This is a genomic window from Roseovarius sp. MMSF_3298, from assembly GCF_030733705.1.
GTDB lineage: Bacteria > Pseudomonadota > Alphaproteobacteria > Rhodobacterales > Rhodobacteraceae > Roseovarius > Roseovarius confluentis.
Window position 1 is genome coordinate 95,483 of the sequence record NZ_JASHIN010000008.1, and the last position, 18,130, is coordinate 113,612.

The 18,130-nt window shown below is 62.0% G+C and carries 18 protein-coding genes and 1 tRNA gene; 10 read left to right on the top strand and 9 right to left on the bottom strand.

Going from position 1 to position 18,130, the window contains the following annotated elements:
- Positions 1-4: 4 nt before the first annotated feature.
- From RBB18_RS09430 to RBB18_RS09460, 7 genes are all read right to left on the bottom strand, one after another.
- Complete coding sequence (locus RBB18_RS09430) at positions 5-658, bottom strand: 3-oxoacid CoA-transferase subunit B (RefSeq protein WP_245890386.1); 654 nt, start codon at positions 656-658, stop codon at positions 5-7.
- Positions 645-1,337, bottom strand: coding sequence for a CoA transferase subunit A (locus RBB18_RS09435; RefSeq protein ID WP_103761740.1), 693 nt, complete (start codon positions 1,335-1,337; stop codon positions 645-647). Before RBB18_RS09435 ends, RBB18_RS09430 begins: the two co-directional genes overlap by 14 nt.
- Complete coding sequence (locus RBB18_RS09440; RefSeq protein ID WP_306110971.1) at positions 1,334-2,686, bottom strand: aspartate aminotransferase family protein; 1,353 nt, start codon at positions 2,684-2,686, stop codon at positions 1,334-1,336. The genes RBB18_RS09435 and RBB18_RS09440 overlap by 4 nt, the downstream gene beginning before the upstream one ends.
- Complete coding sequence (locus RBB18_RS09445; protein ID WP_103761738.1) at positions 2,683-3,453, bottom strand: amino acid ABC transporter ATP-binding protein; 771 nt, start codon at positions 3,451-3,453, stop codon at positions 2,683-2,685. The genes RBB18_RS09440 and RBB18_RS09445 overlap by 4 nt, the downstream gene beginning before the upstream one ends.
- A gap of 17 nt (positions 3,454-3,470) precedes the next feature.
- Positions 3,471-4,127: an amino acid ABC transporter permease gene (locus RBB18_RS09450; RefSeq protein WP_057792607.1), complete on the bottom strand. Its 657-nt coding sequence runs from the start codon at positions 4,125-4,127 to the stop codon at positions 3,471-3,473.
- Between the two features lie 18 nt (positions 4,128-4,145).
- Positions 4,146-4,793, bottom strand: coding sequence for an amino acid ABC transporter permease (locus tag RBB18_RS09455; RefSeq protein ID WP_103761737.1), 648 nt, complete (start codon positions 4,791-4,793; stop codon positions 4,146-4,148).
- Positions 4,794-4,976: 183 nt separating this feature from the next.
- On the bottom strand, positions 4,977-5,753 hold the full coding sequence (locus RBB18_RS09460) for a transporter substrate-binding domain-containing protein (RefSeq protein WP_103761736.1): 777 nt from the start codon (positions 5,751-5,753) through the stop codon (positions 4,977-4,979).
- Between the two features lie 139 nt (positions 5,754-5,892).
- Between RBB18_RS09460 and RBB18_RS09465 the strand changes: the two genes are divergently transcribed.
- The gene (locus RBB18_RS09465; RefSeq protein ID WP_306110972.1) at positions 5,893-6,873 is read left to right on the top strand and encodes a LysR family transcriptional regulator; all 981 of its coding nucleotides are present in this window, start codon (positions 5,893-5,895) and stop codon (positions 6,871-6,873) included.
- A gap of 183 nt (positions 6,874-7,056) precedes the next feature.
- Here the strand turns inward: RBB18_RS09465 and RBB18_RS09470 are convergent, their stop codons facing one another.
- Positions 7,057-8,043 carry a response regulator gene (locus tag RBB18_RS09470; RefSeq protein ID WP_170067108.1) on the bottom strand — a complete coding sequence of 329 codons (987 nt, stop codon included), beginning with the start codon at positions 8,041-8,043 and terminating at the stop codon, positions 7,057-7,059.
- Between the two features lie 957 nt (positions 8,044-9,000).
- Between RBB18_RS09470 and RBB18_RS09475 the strand changes: the two genes are divergently transcribed.
- The 3 genes from RBB18_RS09475 (at position 9,001) to RBB18_RS09485 (ending at position 12,017) form a co-directional block, all read left to right on the top strand.
- Entirely contained in the window at positions 9,001-9,624 is a 624-nt protein-coding gene (locus RBB18_RS09475) for a class I SAM-dependent methyltransferase (protein WP_245890385.1), read from the top strand.
- A gap of 24 nt (positions 9,625-9,648) precedes the next feature.
- Positions 9,649-10,341 carry a GNAT family N-acyltransferase gene (locus RBB18_RS09480; protein ID WP_103761731.1) on the top strand — a complete coding sequence of 231 codons (693 nt, stop codon included), beginning with the start codon at positions 9,649-9,651 and terminating at the stop codon, positions 10,339-10,341.
- 212 nt (positions 10,342-10,553) lie between these two features.
- A complete protein-coding gene (locus tag RBB18_RS09485) occupies positions 10,554-12,017 on the top strand; it encodes a cell wall metabolism sensor histidine kinase WalK (protein WP_306110974.1) in 1,464 nt (487 codons plus the stop codon).
- Between the two features lie 294 nt (positions 12,018-12,311).
- On the opposite strand, the gene RBB18_RS09490 is transcribed toward RBB18_RS09485, so the two are convergent.
- A tRNA-Ser gene (locus tag RBB18_RS09490) sits at positions 12,312-12,401 on the bottom strand.
- A 202-nt stretch (positions 12,402-12,603) separates the two neighbouring features.
- Between RBB18_RS09490 and RBB18_RS09495 the strand changes: the two genes are divergently transcribed.
- From RBB18_RS09495 to RBB18_RS09520, 6 genes are read left to right on the top strand one after another with little or no spacing between them, the layout of a single operon-like run.
- Positions 12,604-13,542, top strand: a complete 939-nt coding sequence (locus tag RBB18_RS09495; RefSeq protein ID WP_103761729.1) for an SPOR domain-containing protein — start codon at positions 12,604-12,606, stop codon at positions 13,540-13,542.
- A gap of 14 nt (positions 13,543-13,556) precedes the next feature.
- A complete protein-coding gene (locus RBB18_RS09500; protein ID WP_103761728.1) occupies positions 13,557-14,723 on the top strand; it encodes a D-alanyl-D-alanine carboxypeptidase family protein in 1,167 nt (388 codons plus the stop codon).
- Complete coding sequence (gene tmk, locus RBB18_RS09505) at positions 14,720-15,346, top strand: dTMP kinase (RefSeq protein WP_103761727.1); 627 nt, start codon at positions 14,720-14,722, stop codon at positions 15,344-15,346. Before RBB18_RS09500 ends, tmk begins: the two co-directional genes overlap by 4 nt.
- A complete protein-coding gene (locus tag RBB18_RS09510; protein WP_103761726.1) occupies positions 15,346-16,503 on the top strand; it encodes a DNA polymerase III subunit delta' in 1,158 nt (385 codons plus the stop codon). Before tmk ends, RBB18_RS09510 begins: the two co-directional genes overlap by 1 nt.
- 22 nt (positions 16,504-16,525) lie before the next feature.
- Positions 16,526-17,332, top strand: coding sequence for a TatD family hydrolase (locus RBB18_RS09515; protein WP_306110975.1), 807 nt, complete (start codon positions 16,526-16,528; stop codon positions 17,330-17,332).
- Positions 17,332-18,129 carry an MBL fold metallo-hydrolase gene (locus RBB18_RS09520; RefSeq protein ID WP_306110976.1) on the top strand — a complete coding sequence of 266 codons (798 nt, stop codon included), beginning with the start codon at positions 17,332-17,334 and terminating at the stop codon, positions 18,127-18,129. The genes RBB18_RS09515 and RBB18_RS09520 overlap by 1 nt, the downstream gene beginning before the upstream one ends.
- Position 18,130: the final 1 nt, after the last annotated feature.

Genomic DNA, 18,130 nt, shown 5'->3' on the forward strand with positions numbered 1-18,130 from the left:
CGGCTCAGAAAGTCGGAATGGGGGCGTCGGGAATTGAAAGAGGCGCATCGGTGGCGCGTTGCACGTCCTCGGGGCTGGTGCCTTCGGCAAGTTCGGTCAGGGCGAACCCGTCGGGAGTGACGTCGATCACGGCAAGATCGGTGAAGATGCGGGTGACGCAGGCGCTGGCCGAGAGAGGCAGGGCGCAGGTCTGCTTTAGCTTGGGGTTTCCGGCGCGGTCGGTGTGGGTGGTCAGGACGGCGACGCGGCGGGCTTTCTGCGCGAGTTCGATGCCGCCGCCCGCGCCGGGGCTGAACTTGCCGGGGATTTTCCAGTTGGCGAGGTCGCCGGTCTCGCTGACCTCGAAGGCGCCCAGCATGGTGAGGTCGAGCCGACCCGAGCGGACCACGGCAAAGCTGGTGGCGCTGTCGAAGAAGGCCGAGCCGGGCACGGGCGTGACGTAGGCCCCGCCCGCGTCGATCAGGTTGCGGTCGGCGCGGTCGGGCGAGAGCGCCGGCCCGATCCCGGTCATGCCGTTTTCCGTGTGCAGGCAGACTGGGAAATCGGCGGGCAGGTGGTTCACGACCTTCGTCGGCAGGCCGATCCCGAGGTTGACGACCATGCCCGGTGCAATCTCGCGCGCGGCGCGGGCGACCATGCGATCCCTAGCGTCGGACAACGGCGTAATCCTCTGTAATCTCGGGCAGTTCCGTGACGTGATCGACGAAGACGCCGGGGGTGTGGACGGTGTTGGGATCAAGTTCTCCCAGCGGCACGACGCGCTCGGCCTCCGCGATCACAAGTGGCGCGGCCATGGCCATGAGCGGGTTGAAATTCTGCGCCGTGGCGACATAGGCGAGGTTGCCGAAGGGGTCGGCGGTGTCGGCGTGGATCAGGGCCACGTCGGCGCGCAAGGCCGGCTCGACCAGGTAGGGGGTGCCGTTCATCTCGACCACCTGCTTGCCGCGGGCCAGTTCGGTGTCGATTCCGATATCGCTGAGGATCGCACCGATGCCCGCGCCGCCTGCGCGGATACGCTCAGCCAGGATGCCTTGCGCGTTGAACTCGACCTCGAGCGCGCCGGAATTCATCAGGCCGATGGCGTGGCTGTTGAGACCCAGATGCGTGGTGATGAGGCGTTTGACCTGCCCGCTTTGCAGCAGGTGATCGATGCCCATGCCGGGCTCGTTGGCGTCGTTCTTGATGAGCGTCAGGTCGCGCGCGCCGTGGGCCACCAGCGCGCGGATCAGGGTCATGGGCGTGCCGGGGACGCCGAAGCCGCCGACCATTATACTGTCGCCGTCCTTGATGTGGGCGATGACGGCCTCGATGGAGGTTCGCTTGTCGGGGAGCCTCATGCCGCGCTCTCCACCGGCAGGCCGATCTCACGCGCGAAGGCGTCGAGGGCGTCGCGGAGGATTGCCATCATTTCGGCGATTTGCGCCTCGGTGATGATGAGGGGCGGGGCGACGAGGAAATGGTCGCCCTTGGTGCCGCCGCGGGTGCGGCGGGAATAGATAATGAGGCCGCGTTCGTAGGCCAGTTCGACGAGGCGGTCATGGGCGTTGAGCGCAGGGTCGAGCGGTTCCATCGTGGTGCGGTCGGAGACGAATTCGAAGGCTGTGAGCAGCCCCTTGCCACGCACGTCGCCGATGAAGGGATAGCGGTCCATCAGGGCGCGCAATTCGGTCATCAGGACGTCGCCCATGCGGGCGGCGTTGTCGATGAGGTCGTGTTCCTCCATCTCTTCCAGCACCGCCAGACCGGCGGCGCAGGCCAAAGGGTTGCCGGCATAGGTGAAGCCGTGGGCGAAGCCGCCCGCATCCAGCACCGGATCGACAAGGAGGCGACCCGCGACCATCGCGCCGAGGGGTGCGTAGCCCGCGCCGAAGCCCTTGGACATGGCGACGATATCGGGGGTGATGCCCCAGTGTTCGGCAGCGAGGAATTTGCCCGTGCGGCCCGCGCCGGTCATGACCTCGTCATAGATCAGGAGCACGCCGAACTCGTCGCAGATCTCGCGGACGCGGCCATAATAGCTGTCGGGCGCGACGAGCGCGCCAGTGGAGGCACCGCCGACGGGTTCCATGATGAAGGCCAGCACGGTGTCGGGACCCTCGGCGATGATCTTGTCGCGCAGGAGGTCTGCGTATTTCAGGCCGCGCGCCTCTTCCGTCAGGTTGTCGCGGTCTAGATAGGTGGTGGGGGCGGCGACCTTGGGCATCTCGCTCATCATCGGAGCGAAGGGGTCGCGCAGGGGCGCGTAGCCGGTGAGGTCGAGCGCGCCGAAAGTGCAGCCATGGTAGGAGGGAAAGCGCGAGATGACCTTGTAGCGGTCGTTATGGCCTTGGGTCAGGGCGTATTGACGGGCCAGTTTCAGCGCACTTTCCACCGCCTCGGACCCGCCGGAGACGAAGAACACGCGGTCCAGCCCCTCGGGCGTCATGGCGAAGGTTTTCGCGGCCAGATCCTCGGACGGGTGGGTGCGGAAATGCAGGCGGTAGCCGAAGGTGGCCTTGTCCATCTGCGCCTTCATTTTGGCCAGCACGCGCGGGTTGGAGTGGCCGATATTGGACACCATTGCGCCCGACGAGCCGTCGATGTACCGCTTGCCGGCCTCGTCGATCAGGTAGATGCCCTCGCCGTGGTCGAGGAACGGTCGCGGGTTGCGCGACTGGTAGAAGAGATAGGACGTGTTGTCGGTCACTTGGCGCCTGCGAGGTGTTTGCGAAGAAATTCGCGGGTGCGTTCCTTGGTAGGGTTCTTGAAGACGACGCTGGGCGGGCCTTCCTCGACCACCACGCCCTTGTCCATGAAGAGCACGCGGTCACAGACGGAGGCGGCGAAATCCATCTCGTGTGTGACGATGATCATGGTCATGTGTTCCTCGGCCAGCTTTTTCATGACCTGGTTCACCTCGTCCACCAGTTCGGGGTCGAGGGCGGAGGTGGCCTCGTCGAAAAGCATCAGCTTGGGCTTCATGGCGAGGGCACGGGCGATCGCGACGCGCTGTTTCTGGCCGCCAGAAAGCTGCGAGGGGTAATAGTCGATCCGTTCCAGCATCCCGACCTTGTCGAGCTGTTCCTCGGCCAGTTTGTCGGCGTCGGCCTTGCTGAGACCCTTGAGCAGCTTGGGCGCCATGGTGACGTTGTCGCGGGCGGTCATGTGCGGGAAAAGGTTGAAGTGCTGGAAGACCATGCCGATGTCCTGGCGCATCTGGTTGATGTGCTTTTCGTATTGGCGGTAGGGCAGGTCCTTGTTTACCTGGACGCCGTCGAGCCATATCTCGCCCCCCGTCAGCGCGTCGAGGTCGTTGATGGCTCGCAGCAGCGTGGACTTGCCCGAGCCCGACGGGCCGATGATCGCCACGATCTGGCCGCGGGCGACGTTGAGGCTGATGTCCTTGAGAACCTCAAGCTTGCCGAAGGATTTCTGGGCGTGCTTGATTTCGACGAAATGTTCGGTGTCGGTCATGGTCTGTCTCCTGACGATCAGCGCGAGATTGCGATGCGGCGCTCGATGCGGCGCTGCACCCATTCCATGCAGAGGTTGATGACGTAGTAGAAGGCGGCGGCGACGAGGTAGAACTCGAACGGTCTGTAGGTGGCACCGATCACGCGTTGCGCCGAGAGGGTCAGTTCGCTGACCCCGATCACCGACACCAGCGCGCTGTCCTTCAGAAGCGCGATCATGTTGTTGCCGATGGGGGGGATCACGTCGCGCACGGCCTGCGGGATGACCACCTTGCGCAGCGCCTGGCCACGGCTGAGGCCGACGGTGCGGGCGGCCTCCATCTGGCCCTTGTCGACGGACAGGATGGCGGTCTGGATAAGTTCGGAATTGTAGACTGCGAAGTGCAGGCCAAGCCCGATGATGCCGGCGACGAAGGCGGGCAGGTCAATGCCGATCTGCACGAGGCCAAAATAGATCAGGAAGAGCTGCAGCAGAAGCGGCGTGCCCATGAAGACCCATTCGATCAGGCGGAAGGGCTGGCGGATGATCCACGGCGCGTATAGCGCGATAACCGCGAAAATGATCCCGCCGAAGAAGCTGACGAGCGCGGCGGCGACGGCGATGAAGATCGTCCACAGACACCCCAGCAGGATCACGTCGAGATGTTCCGGAACAACCGTAAAGTCGAGGCCCATTCTGGTTTTCCTTTCCGATCAGTTGATCTGGACGCGGCGGTCCAGCCAGGCGACGGCCCGGCCGGTGGCGTAGATGATGATCATGTAGAGAATGCCCGCGAGGAGGAACATCTCGAACGGTTTGTAGGTGGAGCCGATGTAGCGCTGCGCGGTGTAGGTGAGTTCGACCACCGAGATGGCGGCCACGAGCGCGGTGGACTTGATCAGCATGTTGAGGTTCACGCCCAGCGGGCGGACCATCAGGCGGGCGGCTTGGGGCAGGATGGCGTTGTAGAATGTCTGCCACCGGCTGAGGCCGAGGGTGCGGGCGGCCTCGCGCTGGCCCTTGGGGATCGAGATGATCGCGCCGCGGATGGTTTCGGTCATGTAGGCGCCGACATTGACGCCAAGGCCGATGACTCCGGCCTCGAACGCGTCGAGCTGGATGCCGACCTGGGGCCCGCCGAAATAGAGGATGAAAAGCTGGATGAGCGCGGGCGTGCCGCGAAAGACGCTGACATACGCCGCGCCGATGAAGCGGAAGACCGCGAGGCGCGAGAGCCGCATCGCCGCGCCAAGCGCGCCGCAAGTGAGGCCGAGCAAGGCCGTCAGGACAGACAGCTGGATCGTCACCCACGCGGCTTGCAGGAAGAACGGGTAGACCCTTTGCATCAACTCTATGTCCATGGCGTGTCCTTCTGGCAGATCGCGGGGCCGGGGCATGCACGGGGCTCTTGTCCGGCGAGATCGAGTACGTGCTTGGACGGGACGGCGGCAAGGCGCAGTGCGCGCGGGCCGTCAGCCGGTCCGATCGGGGATCAGGTTCCCGGAAGGCCCCGCCACCCTGCGATGGCGGCGGGGCGAAAAGGTTTAGCGGATATCTGCGCCGACCCACTTTTCAGCGAGTTCGAGATAGGTGCCGTCTTCCATCATGGAATCGAGCGCCTCCTGCATGGCGGCGGCGAGTTCGGGGCTGCCTTCGCGGATGGCGATGCCCGCGCCGAAGGGGTCGGTCGTGGGATCGGCGAACATCTCGTATTCCTGGCCTTTCTCGCCCATGGCGAGGATGGCGGCGATGGAGTCGTTCACGATGGCGTCGACGCGGCCATTCTCGAGCTCCAGCAGCAGTTCGGGCAGGCCCTTGTAGGTGCTGACGTTGTAGCCGCGCTCGCGCGCCCAGTCCTCGTGCGTTTCACCCAAGGTCAGGCCGACCTTCTTGCCTTCGAGGTCCTCGAGGCTGGAGATGCCCGAGCCGGGCTGGGTGAAGATGGCGCGCTTGTCGGAATAGTAGGGGCCGACGAAATCCACGACCTCGTCCCGTTCGTCGGTGATGGTCATGGAGCCGACGATGGCGTCGTACTTGTTGGAAAGCAGCCCGCCGATGATTCCATCCCACGCGGTGGTGACGATCTCGGCCTCGAGTCCCATGCGCTTGGCGATCTCGGTGCCGATGGCGGGGTCGAAGCCCACCACCTCGTTCTGGTCGTTGACGAAGTTGAACGGCGGGTAGGCGCCGGACATCGCGATGCGGATGACACCCTTTTCCTTAAGGGTTTCAAGTTCTTCCGCGGCAGCGGGCGCGAGGCCGGCCACGGCAAGGCCCATGGCCACGACAGCGGATTTCAGAACGGTTCGGCGGAATGTCATATGTCTCTCCATGTTGGTTTTAAGTGGCGGGTCTTTCGCCCGTGCAGCACCGGCGGATTGCACCGCTCCTGCAAAAGCCTTGCATGAGGGCGGCTATCGCGCAAATAAATAATAAGCATCCTGATTATAGGTGAAATCTATGAGCTTGCCGCAGCGCCCCCGCTTTCCCTGGAACCTGGACTGGAACCTGTTGCGCACCTTCATGGTGGTGGTCGAGCAGCGGGGCATCTCGAAGGCCGCGACCCATCTGGGCCTGAAACAGCCCACGGTGTCGGCGGCGCTGAAGCGGCTGGAGCAGGCGATCGGCAAGACGCTGGTGATCCGCAAGCCCAACGAGTTCACCATCACGCGGGCCGGGCAGGTGCTTTATACCGAATGCGCCACGATCTTCGGTACGGTGTCGCAGATCCCCGCGATCCTGGACGAGGACAATGCCGAGTTGCGCGGGCATCTTTCTATCGCGATCACCAGTTCGGTCATCTCGGAGCATTTCGACAGCATCCTGAACCGATTTGCCCAGGCGCATCCCAGCGTGACCTATTCCTTCACCGTCTACGAGAGCGACGAAGTGGAGACGATGATCAAGCTGAACCGGGCCAGTTTCGGGATATGCCTGTTGTCGAGCGTGCCCAAGAGCCTGATGACGATGGTGCTCTACCGCGAGTATTTCGGGCTGTATTGCGGGGCGCGGCATCCGCTGTTCGGGGCCGAGGAGATCAGGCCCGAGGATCTGGAGGGGGAGCCTTTCGTGGCGTTCCAGACGGAAGCCGAAGGTGGCCCTCTGGAGGCGATCTCGAAGCTGCGGGCGCGGCTGAATCTGTCGCGCGACTGGCGCGGCGTGTCGTCGAGTCTGAACGAGATCCGGCGCATGATCATGGCCAATGTGGGGATTGGTGCGCTGCCGCTGCACGTGGCGGCACAGGACGTGGCGGCGGGGCACATCCGGCAGTTGCCGCCCTATGACAATCTGCCGATGGTGAGCATCTACCTGCTGAGCAATCCCGCCCGCCGCCGTTCGGAGGCCGAGGCGAAATTCCTGGAAGTGATCGAGAGCGAGCTGTCAACCATCGGGATCGCCGAAAGAACCTATGGCACAATGGACGCAGATGAGGGGTGCTGATAGCGCGATCCGGCGTTAGCGATTGTCTGTTTTGATCGGAGAAGGGCGTTTTCAGTACGGATTTCGGGGCGCTTGCCGTTCGGCATGCTTTTTGCCGTCGCTCTGACAGGTTGCTCGTGTGGCAGCTTCAGGAAAACCCGAAGCGATTCATGGCGACATTCGGAGCAGTATAGCTTGGAGTCTCTAGAACCCCATGCTGTCCTTGTCGTACCAGAAATCTTCCAGGTTGCGAGCGTGGCGCCCGCTTTCGCGCTCCGCGCTTTCGTGCGCCGTGGCCAGCGCGTCCACCGCGCTCTGGCCTGATTTCCAGACCAGGCGAACCTGCTCGCCGGCCGAGACGAACGCATTGATCGGCGTGCCATCGTTCGAATAAAGCTCCATGCTGCGCAGGATCAGGTTCACCTGATCCGCCAGCTTATCTGGACTCAATTGCGATCCGTATTCCAGGACGCAGAGGTAGGTGCCGTTCCCTGCATAGGAAATCAACGCTCCGAACTCTTCGAGTGCGACAGATATCGCCTCGGCCACGTCGGTCACGATGCACTCGTATTCGTAACGGGATGATTTCCGGTGCAGTTCTTCGATGTCCCGGATTGTGAACCCGATGATGGACGACCCGAACAGCTTTTTTCTCGACATCAACGACACGTAGTTCTCAAGCGCGAGATACGTGATGCACCCGTCCACGTCCTGTACGAAAATCGGTTCATGCAGCGCAAGCGTCGTGGACCCGTCCCCGAGCGGCTCTGGCTCTGCCTTGGACCTGGCGCTGATGGCGGTCTGCCGGCTGCTTTTGGACAGATCGTTGATCAGCTGGATACGGCCGCGCAGGTTGTCGACATCGAACGGCTTGGTGATATAGTCGCTGGCCCCCGCCGCGAAGGCCCGGTCAATGTAGGATTTGTCGGTCATTGCCGTGAGCATCAGGATGGGCGTCAGCTGATACTCGGGGCGCGCGCGGAGCGTCCCGCAAAGCGAGATACCGTCGGTGTCCGGCATCTGGATATCGATGAGGAAACAATCGATCGCCGGGGTCTCTGGCTTGTCCAGTAGTTCCAGTGCCTCTGCGACAGACGTGGCCGTGGTCACGGTGTGGTCGCCGAGCGTCTGGATGAGCAACTGAAGCAGCTCGAGGATTGTCGGTTCATCGTCTACGGCAAGTAGATGCATTTCCATTGCTCCTTGCAGGTCACGCATTTCCCGGACCTGTTGCTGACTGTTGCGGCCTTGGTCGCCTGCTTACAGTTATGACCTTGAGAAATCGGCCAAATTAAGACAACTTTAAGGAGTTTTAAGCGGCCACGGGATTGTCGTGGCATCCCGCGACGCGTCCGCAAATGCCGGGCGCTGCGAGGCGCACGCGGCAGGCCGCAAGTGCGGTATCTCGACCAACAACGGCCCGCACGCATTTACCGCCATCGGGTCCGACACCAGGCCACGGCCTGCCGTATATCCCGACGGGGCGGCATTTACATTGTCGTGTGACGCGACACCAAGGAAATGTGCAACCAGGTCCAGAACGACCGGGCCGTCAGTATAGGGCAGTACGAACATCAAGACTCCACGTTCATCGCGCTCCAGCGCTTCGTGGGGCTTGTCGCCGACGATTTCGGTTGTTCTTTGTCAAAATCGGGAAATTTTTGCTCCCGTTTCGACGCCCTTGCCTTAACCTGGCCATAGTTCGGCTCAGGGACCGCCCCGAGATGCGGATGTCCAACGGATTGCCGGCCAATAATGCACTGATGGGTTGATCGCCCTGTATTCCTCGACCTGCACACCACGTGTGTCGAAGTTGAGCCCTAAACCGAACAGGTGATGTGGCCGATTTGCATCAAAACTAACCTCGAGTGGAAACAATAGGTGTTGAATCAACCTTTTGTCGCCGCGGTGTGTTGCAATGTCGATCTGAAATATTAAGAATTTGCTAATGATAATATTGGCCTGCGATTGATTTCGCACCCAGTTTAGAGGCTGCACAATTGCCGTCTCATGTGCTTTGGGAAGGACGTGGTCGTCTTGAGTGCTGGTGGAACAAATAGTCCTGATCACGCGTCGAACGCTGATTGGAGCGCCTATGCGACAGCCTACGACCTGTTGTCGAGGCACAATCCAGAGTACAAGGCGTTAATGCAGGAGTTCGAAGACTTCCTGGCAGGGACCGACACGCCGAAGATCATCTACGACGTCGGCGGCGGCACAGGAAACTACACCGAGATCGCGGCGCGCCTGTGCGCTGACAGCAGTATCTGCCTCGTCGAGCCCGACCCCGGAATGATGCAGGCCGCAAAGGCGAAACTGTCCGGGCACAAGAACGTCACGTACCAGAATGTCGGACTGGAAGGCGTCGAAGTACCGGATGGCGCCGATCTCGTCATAAGTGTGCATTCCCTATACGCTATGCCGGACCCGGAGCACCGGCTTGCCGACATCCGCCGGATGCTGCGTCCGGGCGGAATTCTCTACCTCGTCGATCTCGGCCGTCCGATGGATGTCCGGGACTGGCGCAATTTTCTGTTTTCCAGGATCCGGCAAGAACACGGCCTGTTCGGTGCGCTCAGAATCTTTTGGCAGGGACGGCAGATCGCCAAGCAGAACAAGGCCATCTTCAAGGCACAGCGAGACGGTACGTATTGGACGCACACCGCGGCCGAGATTGCGTCGGCCGTCACCGCGGCAGGCTTTGAGATCATCAACCAGCGCTCTGTCTATCGCGGCTACAGCGACCTTCTGGTGTGCCGTGCGACGCCCTGAAACCGCAGCTTTGAAGGATCAACCATGAATGAGCAGGTCATCGCGGCTCTCGAGCAGTCCCGCTACGAGGTTCTGACGAACGACGACGACGCCATGGAAGACGTCTTTCGCCTGCGGTACTCTTGCTATCGCGCCGAAGGAGCCGTGACCGCAAGAGCGGACCACAGGATGACCGACCCGTTCGACGAATCCGAGAATTGTGTGCATGTCGCAGTCAGGGTGGATGGCAAAATATGGTCGGCTGTCCGATTGCATCTCGTGTCGAAACTTTGCCAGACATCACCGACGCTCGAGGTCTTTCCGGAACTTCTGGATGATCTCAAGAAGAGGCGAACCATTCTCGACCCGACGCGTTTCGTGATCTCTCCAACTGCCAGACAGAAGCGGGTTCCGCTGAACTTCCTGACGTTGCGCATTCCGTTCCTCGCGTCGATCTTCTACAACATCGACTTGGCCCTGGCCCCGGTTCGCGCCGAGCACACGGCGTTCTACTGTCGCTACCTCGGATACAAACCGGTACTGGAACCCCGCAGTTATCCCGGGCTGGCGAAACCTATACAGCTTCTGACAGCCAATTTCCGGGAACAGCGCGAAGCGGTCCTGGCGCGCACGCCGGTTTTCGGTCCGCTGAAGGATATTCCTCAGGCGAGCATCGAGTTCCCCTCACTTTCGGGCGTATATGCCTCTTTCAAATCGGGCAACTCCGAAGCGGCGTAACCTTCGGTCGCAGTGTCGGACCGCAATCTGAGCGACGCATCAGGGACGGGTTTGTGCGCTCGTTTGGCGAGGAACCGCTTAACGAGAGTTCGTGCATGGGCATTTCTGCCTTGGCTTGTCCGGCGAAATGCCGTTTTCTGCCCAATTAACGGCAGAATTTAAACAAATAGGTTCATTATGTTCTGGCAACTCCTGTAGAAGCAGAGGCAAACATGAGAACGCTACTGAGGACTTGGTCGGCACCAAGAGACTGGTTCGCTTCGCAAGGCCGCGAACAACGGATCAAGGACTATATGGCCCTGTCCAACCAGTTGATCTGGCAACGGCAGGCGAGCTTCTTCGCGGCAGCGCTTTTGGCGGCCTTGTATTTCGACCCGATCTCGATCTTCGCGTGCTACGGCGTCGTCGTGCTGACGGAAATGCTAGACCAGATCCTCGGTGTGCACGCCAAGGCGTGGGACGGCGAAGATCCGGTGTTCGGTCGGAAACTTCTGAGACGCATCGCCATCAACACCGCCATCAGCGCCATGGCGATCAGCGTCTTCATCGCCAACATAGCCTTTCAGCAAACAGAGGGCGGCCAGTTCACCTCGCTGTTTTTCCTGTTCTCGGCATCGCTCTTCGCGGCGATGTACAACAGCCAGATGATCGGCATCCTCATACTGCGCCTTTCGATCTACAGCGTCACGTTTCTCTTCATCGCGCTCCTGGACCTCGTGCGTTACGCCCCGCCGCTCACATCGCCGATCTGGCTACAGTTCTTCACGATCATGTTCGTGCTTTATTTCATCGTGGACATCTCCGCGAAGTTCTACCGCGGCTACCAGGACCGTTTGCGGCAAATGCAAATGATCGAGGAAGACCACGAGCGGACCAAGGCGGCCTTGGAGGTCAAATCGCAGTTTCTTTCCACTGTTAGCCATGAATTACGCACGCCGCTCACCTCGATCATCGGGTCGCTCGAGTTGGTCAAGAACGGCGTGCTCGGAGAGCTGCCTCAGAATTTCGCGCCTGTTTTCGACATTGCCACCAAGAACAGCCGCCGGTTGGCTAACCTGATAGACGATTTGCTCGACCTGCAGAAGATCGAAGCGGGCGAGATCGACTTCCAAATGGAGCCGATCTGCGGCAACGACCTGGCCAGAGAGGCCGTCGACTCCATGTCAGGCTATGCCAGTATGCTCGGGATCAAGCTCGAGTTACATGCCTGCAAGGACGAATGCCGGATCATGGGGGACCAGAAACGGCTGATACAGGTGATGAACAATCTTCTGTCGAATGCCGTTAAGTTCTCCAAGGACAATGGCGCCGTGAAGGTGTTTGTCGAAAACGTTGAAAGCCGCGTTCGTATCTCGGTCGAGGACAAGGGCACGGGTATTCCCGACTTCGCGGAGGAACGCGTTTTCGGCAAGTTCAGCCAGCTCGATTCATCCGACGTGCGCAGGGTCGGGGGCACCGGCCTGGGACTTAACATTTCCAAACAAATCGTCGAAAGCCACAACGCGAATATCGGATATGTCAGCGCGCTTGGTACCGGCTCTACTTTTTATGTCGATTTCGAACGGCTTGAGGTCACGGACCGTGACGCGGCAAGTACCGAAAACATGTCGGAAAACGATTGTTGCGACGGGGGTGAAACAACTGCAGCGGCTAGAGAAACTCGGAAAGCGAGTTAAGAAAAGTTTTCCCTATCCAAGAGGCGCAGGCTCCTAATTATCGTAGTGCCTTGACCAACTGCCTCTACTGGAAACCAAAATTGTTGAACCAATCAACAACAATAAACCCGGACCCCTCGAAAGGGGCAGACCAAGTGTAGTCGCCGGCAATGAAAAACCACGAAGAAAACTTTTATGACTTGGTTGGAGATTGGGCGCCTGGAATAATTACAGGCTCAAAATGCACCCGTCACTCTATCTCGATTTAGCGTTTCAGGTTTTTTCTCTTAAAAGCTTGGCGCCAAAGTGTCTCGGTGGCGGAGGCTCAGGGATTCGAACCCTGGGGACGCTTTCACGCCCGCCGGTTTTCAAGACCGGTGCATTCGACCACTCTGCCAAACCTCCGCGTTCGGTGTTGTTACTGTGGCTTTCGCGATTCTGAAAGCCGTGAAGTTCAGGGGAAATTCACCGAATCGGCTTTGTAGACTTTTCAGAACGGTCCCGAGCGGTTATTCTGTTGTCAATCGCAGGTTTCTGCGTGCTCGAGCAAACGCCGGATAACCGGCACCCGCACCCAAAATGGTGCATGACAGGCAAGGGACGAAACATGACATTTCAATGGATGGGCAAAGGTGCGCGCGTGCGCCTGATCACGGCCTCCAGCGTGATTGCGCTGGTGCTGAGCGGATGCACCGAAGGCGGAGAATTCGGCCTTTTCAAATCGCAGGCCAACGAAAATGAGGAGGTGACCTCTGCGGACAATTCGGTCAAGCTGATCGAGCGGGACGTGGAAGCGCCCGACGTGTTCCAGGTGACCGACAAGGGACTGTGGGATGGGCGCCCGTCGCTGGGCGGCGTATGGGTTGCGCACCCGGATGTGCAGGAGCCCGAGCGCGTGATCATCCGCAACACCAAGAACGGCAAGTTCGTCATTGGCGCGCTGTTCCGCCGCGAACGCAGCAATCCGGGGCCGATCCTTCAGGTCTCGTCCGATGCCGCCGACGCTCTGGGCATGCTGGCCGGTGCGCCGTCGCAGTTGAACGTGACGGCCCTGCGCCGAGAGTCCGCGCCGGACCCCGATGCGCTGGCCGCCGCCGAGACCGAGGGCGAAGAGGGCGCGCTGGCCCCCGCCGCGGTCGAACAGACCACGCTGGACCCGCTGGCCGGAGCCGCTGCTGCGATTGAGACCGCCGAGGCCGCCGAGCCCGTCAGGCCGGCAACCCAGACAGCCGGCGCCACGGCCGCTGTTGCCACCGAGCCGACGCCGGAACCGACCCAAGCGGCGGCGGCGCCGGTGCGCTCGAGTTCGTCCCTGTCGAAGCCGTACTTGCAGATCGGCATCTTCTCGGTCGAGCAGAATGCGCGGAATACCGCCACCGCCATGCGGCAGGAAGGAATGGTTCCGACCGTTAAAAAACAGAGCTCGCAGGGCAAGACCTTCTGGCGCGTGGTCGTCGGACCTGCCCAGTCCAAGTCCGAGCGAAGTGTCCTGTTGAAAAAGGTCAAAGAGGTTGGTTTTGATGACGCGTACGCTGTAACCAACTGAACCGGACCCTGCCCATGACCTTACTTGCACGTTTCCTGGCCGCCTGTGTCGCGGTGATTGCGCTATCCTTGCCGGCGCAGGCGTTCGACACAAGCGCCAAGGCCGCGTATGTCAAGGACTTGGGCACCGGTACTGTTCTGCTCAGCCGGAATGCCGACGAGCCGCTGCCGCCGGCGTCGATGTCGAAGCTGATGACGCTTTACGTGGCGTTCGAGGCGATCCGCGACGGGCGGCTTTCCCTGCAGGAAAAGCTTCCGGTATCGCAGCACGCCATGAGCTATGGCGGCTCGACCATGTTCCTGGACACCACAGACCGGGTGAGCGTCGAGGACCTGCTGCGCGGGATCATCGTTCTGTCCGGCAACGACGCCTGCGCGGTGATTGCCGAGGCGTTGAGCCCGGACGGCACCGAGGCCGGGTTCGCCCGCTTCATGACCCAGCGGGCGCAGGACATGGGGATGACCAACTCGACCTTCGCCAATTCTAACGGCTGGCCAGCCGCGGGCCATCGGATGAGCATGCGCGACCTTGGGATCCTGGCCGAGCGCCTGATCAAGGACTTTCCGAACTTCTATCCGATGTTTGCCGAGACCGAGTACGAGTTCGACGGGCGCGCGCCGCAGAACACGCAGAACCGCAACCCTTTGCTGAAGCTGGGGATCGGGGCGGACGGCCTCAAGACCGGGCATACCGAGGCGGCGGGCTATGGCCTGACCGGATCTGCCGAGCAGGGTGGGCGCCGGGTGGTGTTCGTACTGTCAGGACTGGACACTGCTGCCCAAAGAGCACAAGAGGCGGAAGCCCTTGTGAACTGGTCCTTTCGCCAATTTGCCGAAAAAGAGATCGTCAAAGCCGGCAACGAAGTCTCGCGCGCAGAAGTCTGGATGGGAAGCGCGTCAACCGTAGGACTTACGCCCGCAGAGGACCTTACGACACTGGTGCCGGTCTTGGGTTCGGACAACATGACCGCCGAAGTGGTCTATGAAGGCCCGCTGAGCGCGCCCATCTCGCAGGGTGACGAACTGGCCCAGTTGGTCTTTACGCCCGACGGGCTGCCGGAGATGCGCGTGCCGCTGGTCGCCTCTGAAAGCGTTGCCGTGGGTGGCTTTGCCGTCCGGCTGAAGACGGTCGCGGGTGTGCTTTTGAAACGTCTGCAACAGGGGCCCGAGGGCGCGCTTTGAGCGGTCAGGGCCGTTTCGTCACTTTTGAAGGCATCGACGGGTCGGGCAAGTCCACGCAGGCCCGTCTGCTGGCCGAGCATTTGCAAGGCACGGGGCGCGAGGTCATTCTGACACGCGAGCCGGGCGGCAGCGAAGGCGCCGAGGAAATCCGCAAGCTGGTGCTGGAAGGCGATGCCGACCGCTGGTCGGCGGAGACCGAATTGCTGCTGTTCACCGCCGCTCGGCGGGATCATCTGGAACGGCTGATCGAGCCTGCGCTGGCGGCCGGGAACGTGGTGATCTGCGACCGTTTTGCCGACAGCACGCGCATGTACCAAGGGCTGAGCCGCGGGGATTTGCGCCACAAGGTCGACGCGTTGCACGACCTGATGATCGGGCGCGAGCCGGACCTGACGATCCTGATAGACATGGACCCGGGCACCGGGCTGGAACGTGCCTTGTCGCGCGGCGGCAGCGAGGAGCGGTTCGAGAGCTTCGGCGCCAGCCTGCAAGCGCAGATGCGGCAGGGATTCCTGGACCTCGCCGAGGAATTCATTGACCGGTTCGTGGTGATCGACGGCAATCGCGGGATCGAAGCGATTGCGGCGGATGTGCGGGCTGCGGTAGAACCGCGCCTGACATGATGGACCGTGACATTCCGCTTCCCGACCGCGTCGAAGGCGCGCCGCACCCGCGCGAGACTGCCCGCCTTTTCGGGCAGGACGCTGCGCAGGGGGCGTTTTTGCAGGCGTTCAACGCGGGTCGGCTGCATCACGGCTGGCTGATTCACGGCCCCCGCGGCGTGGGCAAGGCGACGCTGGCGTGGCGGATCGCGCGGTTCCTGCTGGCGACGCCCGACCCTGACGCCGATGGCGGCGGGTTGTTCGGCGATGCACTGCCCGCGCCCGACAGCCTCGAGATTGCCGAGGATCACCCGGTCACGCGGCGTGTACTGGCAGGGTCCGAGCCGGGGCTGCACCTTGTGCGGCGTGGCGGCCAGGGGACCACCGACAGCGACCGGCAGAAGAATTTCGAAGACGGCAAGTTCTCGCGCGAGATCCGGGTGGACGAGGTGCGCGAGCTGGCGGACTTCGTCAACCTGAGCGCCGTGGATGGCGGGCGCCGTGTGGTGATCATCGACGCCGCCGATGAGATGAACACTTCGGCAGCGAACGCGCTTTTGAAGATGCTGGAAGAACCGCCGGTGCGCACCACATTGCTGCTTGTGGCGCATCAGCCCGCGCGGCTATTGCCGACGATCCGCTCGCGTTGCCGCGAATTGCGGCTGGAGCGGCTGAGCCCCGACAATGTGATCGCCGCGCTGGACCAGGCGGGGGTGGACCCCGGTGGCCAGGCGCCGGGGCTGGCGGAATTGTCGGGCGGTTCAGCGGGAGAGGCGGTGCGGCTCTACAATCTTGACGGCCTGAAGATCTATGCCGAGATCGTCGGACTTGCCGCCAGCTTGCCGATGCTGGACCGTCCCCGTGCGATAAAGCTGGCCGAAGCGGCGGCACAGCGCGGAGCGGAGCAAAAGCTGGATCTGCTATTGACGCTGGTGGACATGTTCCTGGCCCGCGTCGCACGGGCAGGGGCCACCGGGATACTGCCACCCGAGGCCGTCGCGGGCGAGGCAGAGGTCATCGGCAAGCTGGCGGGCAGTCCGGTGCAGGCGCGGGCCTGGGCTGACTGCGCGCAAGAGGTCGGCGCACGGGCGCGTCACGGGCGGGCGGTCAACCTTGACCCTGCCGCGCTGGTGCTTGATACGGTGTTCAAGTTGCAGCAGACCGCTACATCCCTCTGAACACCGTCAATTCCAAGGCCCCATGACCGACCAAGTCCAGATTACCGACAGCCATTGCCATCTTGATTTCGAGACCTTCGACGAAGAACGCGGCGACGTGGTCGCTCGCGCGGTCGAGGCCGGCGTGACGCGGATGGTCAGCATCTGCACCAAGTTGAGGCTGGAGCCTCGGGTGCGGGCGATTGCCGAGGCGCATGACGAGGTGTTCTATGCCGCCGGGACGCACCCGATGAGCGTGGCGGACGAGCCTATGGCGGGTGTGGACGAACTGGTGAATTTGGCCAAGCATCCCAAGTTCGTCGGCATTGGCGAGACCGGGTTGGACTACCATTACACCGCCGAGAGCGCCGATGCGCAACAGGAAAGCCTGCGCCTGCATATCGAGGCGGCGCGCCAGACCGGCCTGCCGCTGATCATCCATGCGCGGGATGCCGACGAGGACATGGCGCGGATCCTGGCAGAAGAGCACAAGGCCGGCGGATACAGCTGCGTGATGCATTGCTTTTCGTCAGGTGCAGCGCTGGGCAAGACGGCGCTTGATTTGGGGTTCTACCTGTCGATGTCGGGGATTTCGGCCTTTCCCAAAAGCCAGGAATTGCGGGACATCTTTGCCACGGCCCCTGTGGACCGGATCCTGGTGGAAACCGACGCGCCGTACCTCGCGCCGCCACCCTATCGGGGCAAGCGCAATGAGCCGGCTTACACGGTTCACACGGCCAAGGTGGGGGCGGAGGTGTTTGGCATGGACTGGCCAGACTTTGCGGCGCAGACGCAGGCCAATTTCGACCGGCTGTTCTGGAAAGCCGCCCAGTGGAAAGCCGCTGCCTGATGGGGGAAACACGGTTCACCATCCTTGGCTGCGGATCGTCGGGCGGCGTGCCGCGGTTGGGCGGTCATTGGGGCGATTGCGACCCTGAGAACCCAAGGAATTATCGCCGCCGCTGTTCGATGCTGATCGAACGGCAAGGCGAGGCCGGCACGACACGCGTGCTGATCGACACTTCGCCCGACCTGCGCGCGCAGCTTCTGGACGCAGGTGTCGGCACGCTCGATGCGGTCGTCTACACTCACAGCCACGCCGACCACGTGCACGGGCTCGACGATCTGCGCATGATCGTCTTCAACATGCGCCAGCGCCTGCCGGTCTGGGCCGATGGCGACACGCAGAATGCGCTTTATGCGCGGTTCGGCTACGCCTTTACCCAGCCCGAGGACAGTCCCTATCCGCCGATTCTCGACATGCACACGATCAGGGGTGACGTGGTGATCGAGGGGCAGGGCGGGGCCATCACCCTGCGGCCGTTCGAGGTTAATCATGGCTCGATCGAGGCGCTTGGGTTCCGGGTGGGCGATCTGGCGTATCTGCCGGATGTGGCAGAGATTCCCGAGGATAGCTGGAAGGTTCTGGAACACCTGGATTGCTGGATCCTCGACGCGCTGCGCCGCACGCCGCACCCGACGCATTCCCATCTGGAGCAGTCGCTGGAATGGATCGAGCGTGCCGCCCCACGCCGCGGCGTGCTGACCAACATGCATATCGACATGGATTACCAGACCCTTGTCGACGAAACCCCCGACCATATCACCCCGGCCTATGACGGCATGGTGATCACCTACAAGGACTAGC

Coding starts and splice junctions, on each gene's coding strand:
- RBB18_RS09435 (WP_103761740.1), bottom strand. CDS start 1,337: ATGAGGCTCCCCGACAAGCGAACCTCCATCGAGGCCGTCATCGCCCAC.
- RBB18_RS09445 (WP_103761738.1), bottom strand. CDS start 3,453: ATGACCGACACCGAACATTTCGTCGAAATCAAGCACGCCCAGAAATCC.
- RBB18_RS09450 (WP_057792607.1), bottom strand. CDS start 4,127: ATGGGCCTCGACTTTACGGTTGTTCCGGAACATCTCGACGTGATCCTG.
- RBB18_RS09455 (WP_103761737.1), bottom strand. CDS start 4,793: ATGGACATAGAGTTGATGCAAAGGGTCTACCCGTTCTTCCTGCAAGCC.
- RBB18_RS09460 (WP_103761736.1), bottom strand. CDS start 5,753: ATGACATTCCGCCGAACCGTTCTGAAATCCGCTGTCGTGGCCATGGGC.
- RBB18_RS09465 (WP_306110972.1), top strand. CDS start 5,893: ATGAGCTTGCCGCAGCGCCCCCGCTTTCCCTGGAACCTGGACTGGAAC.
- RBB18_RS09470 (WP_170067108.1), bottom strand. CDS start 8,043: ATGCATCTACTTGCCGTAGACGATGAACCGACAATCCTCGAGCTGCTT.
- RBB18_RS09475 (WP_245890385.1), top strand. CDS start 9,001: ATGCAGGAGTTCGAAGACTTCCTGGCAGGGACCGACACGCCGAAGATC.
- RBB18_RS09480 (WP_103761731.1), top strand. CDS start 9,649: ATGAATGAGCAGGTCATCGCGGCTCTCGAGCAGTCCCGCTACGAGGTT.
- RBB18_RS09485 (WP_306110974.1), top strand. CDS start 10,554: ATGAGAACGCTACTGAGGACTTGGTCGGCACCAAGAGACTGGTTCGCT.
- RBB18_RS09495 (WP_103761729.1), top strand. CDS start 12,604: ATGACATTTCAATGGATGGGCAAAGGTGCGCGCGTGCGCCTGATCACG.
- RBB18_RS09500 (WP_103761728.1), top strand. CDS start 13,557: ATGACCTTACTTGCACGTTTCCTGGCCGCCTGTGTCGCGGTGATTGCG.
- RBB18_RS09510 (WP_103761726.1), top strand. CDS start 15,346: ATGGACCGTGACATTCCGCTTCCCGACCGCGTCGAAGGCGCGCCGCAC.
- RBB18_RS09515 (WP_306110975.1), top strand. CDS start 16,526: ATGACCGACCAAGTCCAGATTACCGACAGCCATTGCCATCTTGATTTC.
- RBB18_RS09520 (WP_306110976.1), top strand. CDS start 17,332: ATGGGGGAAACACGGTTCACCATCCTTGGCTGCGGATCGTCGGGCGGC.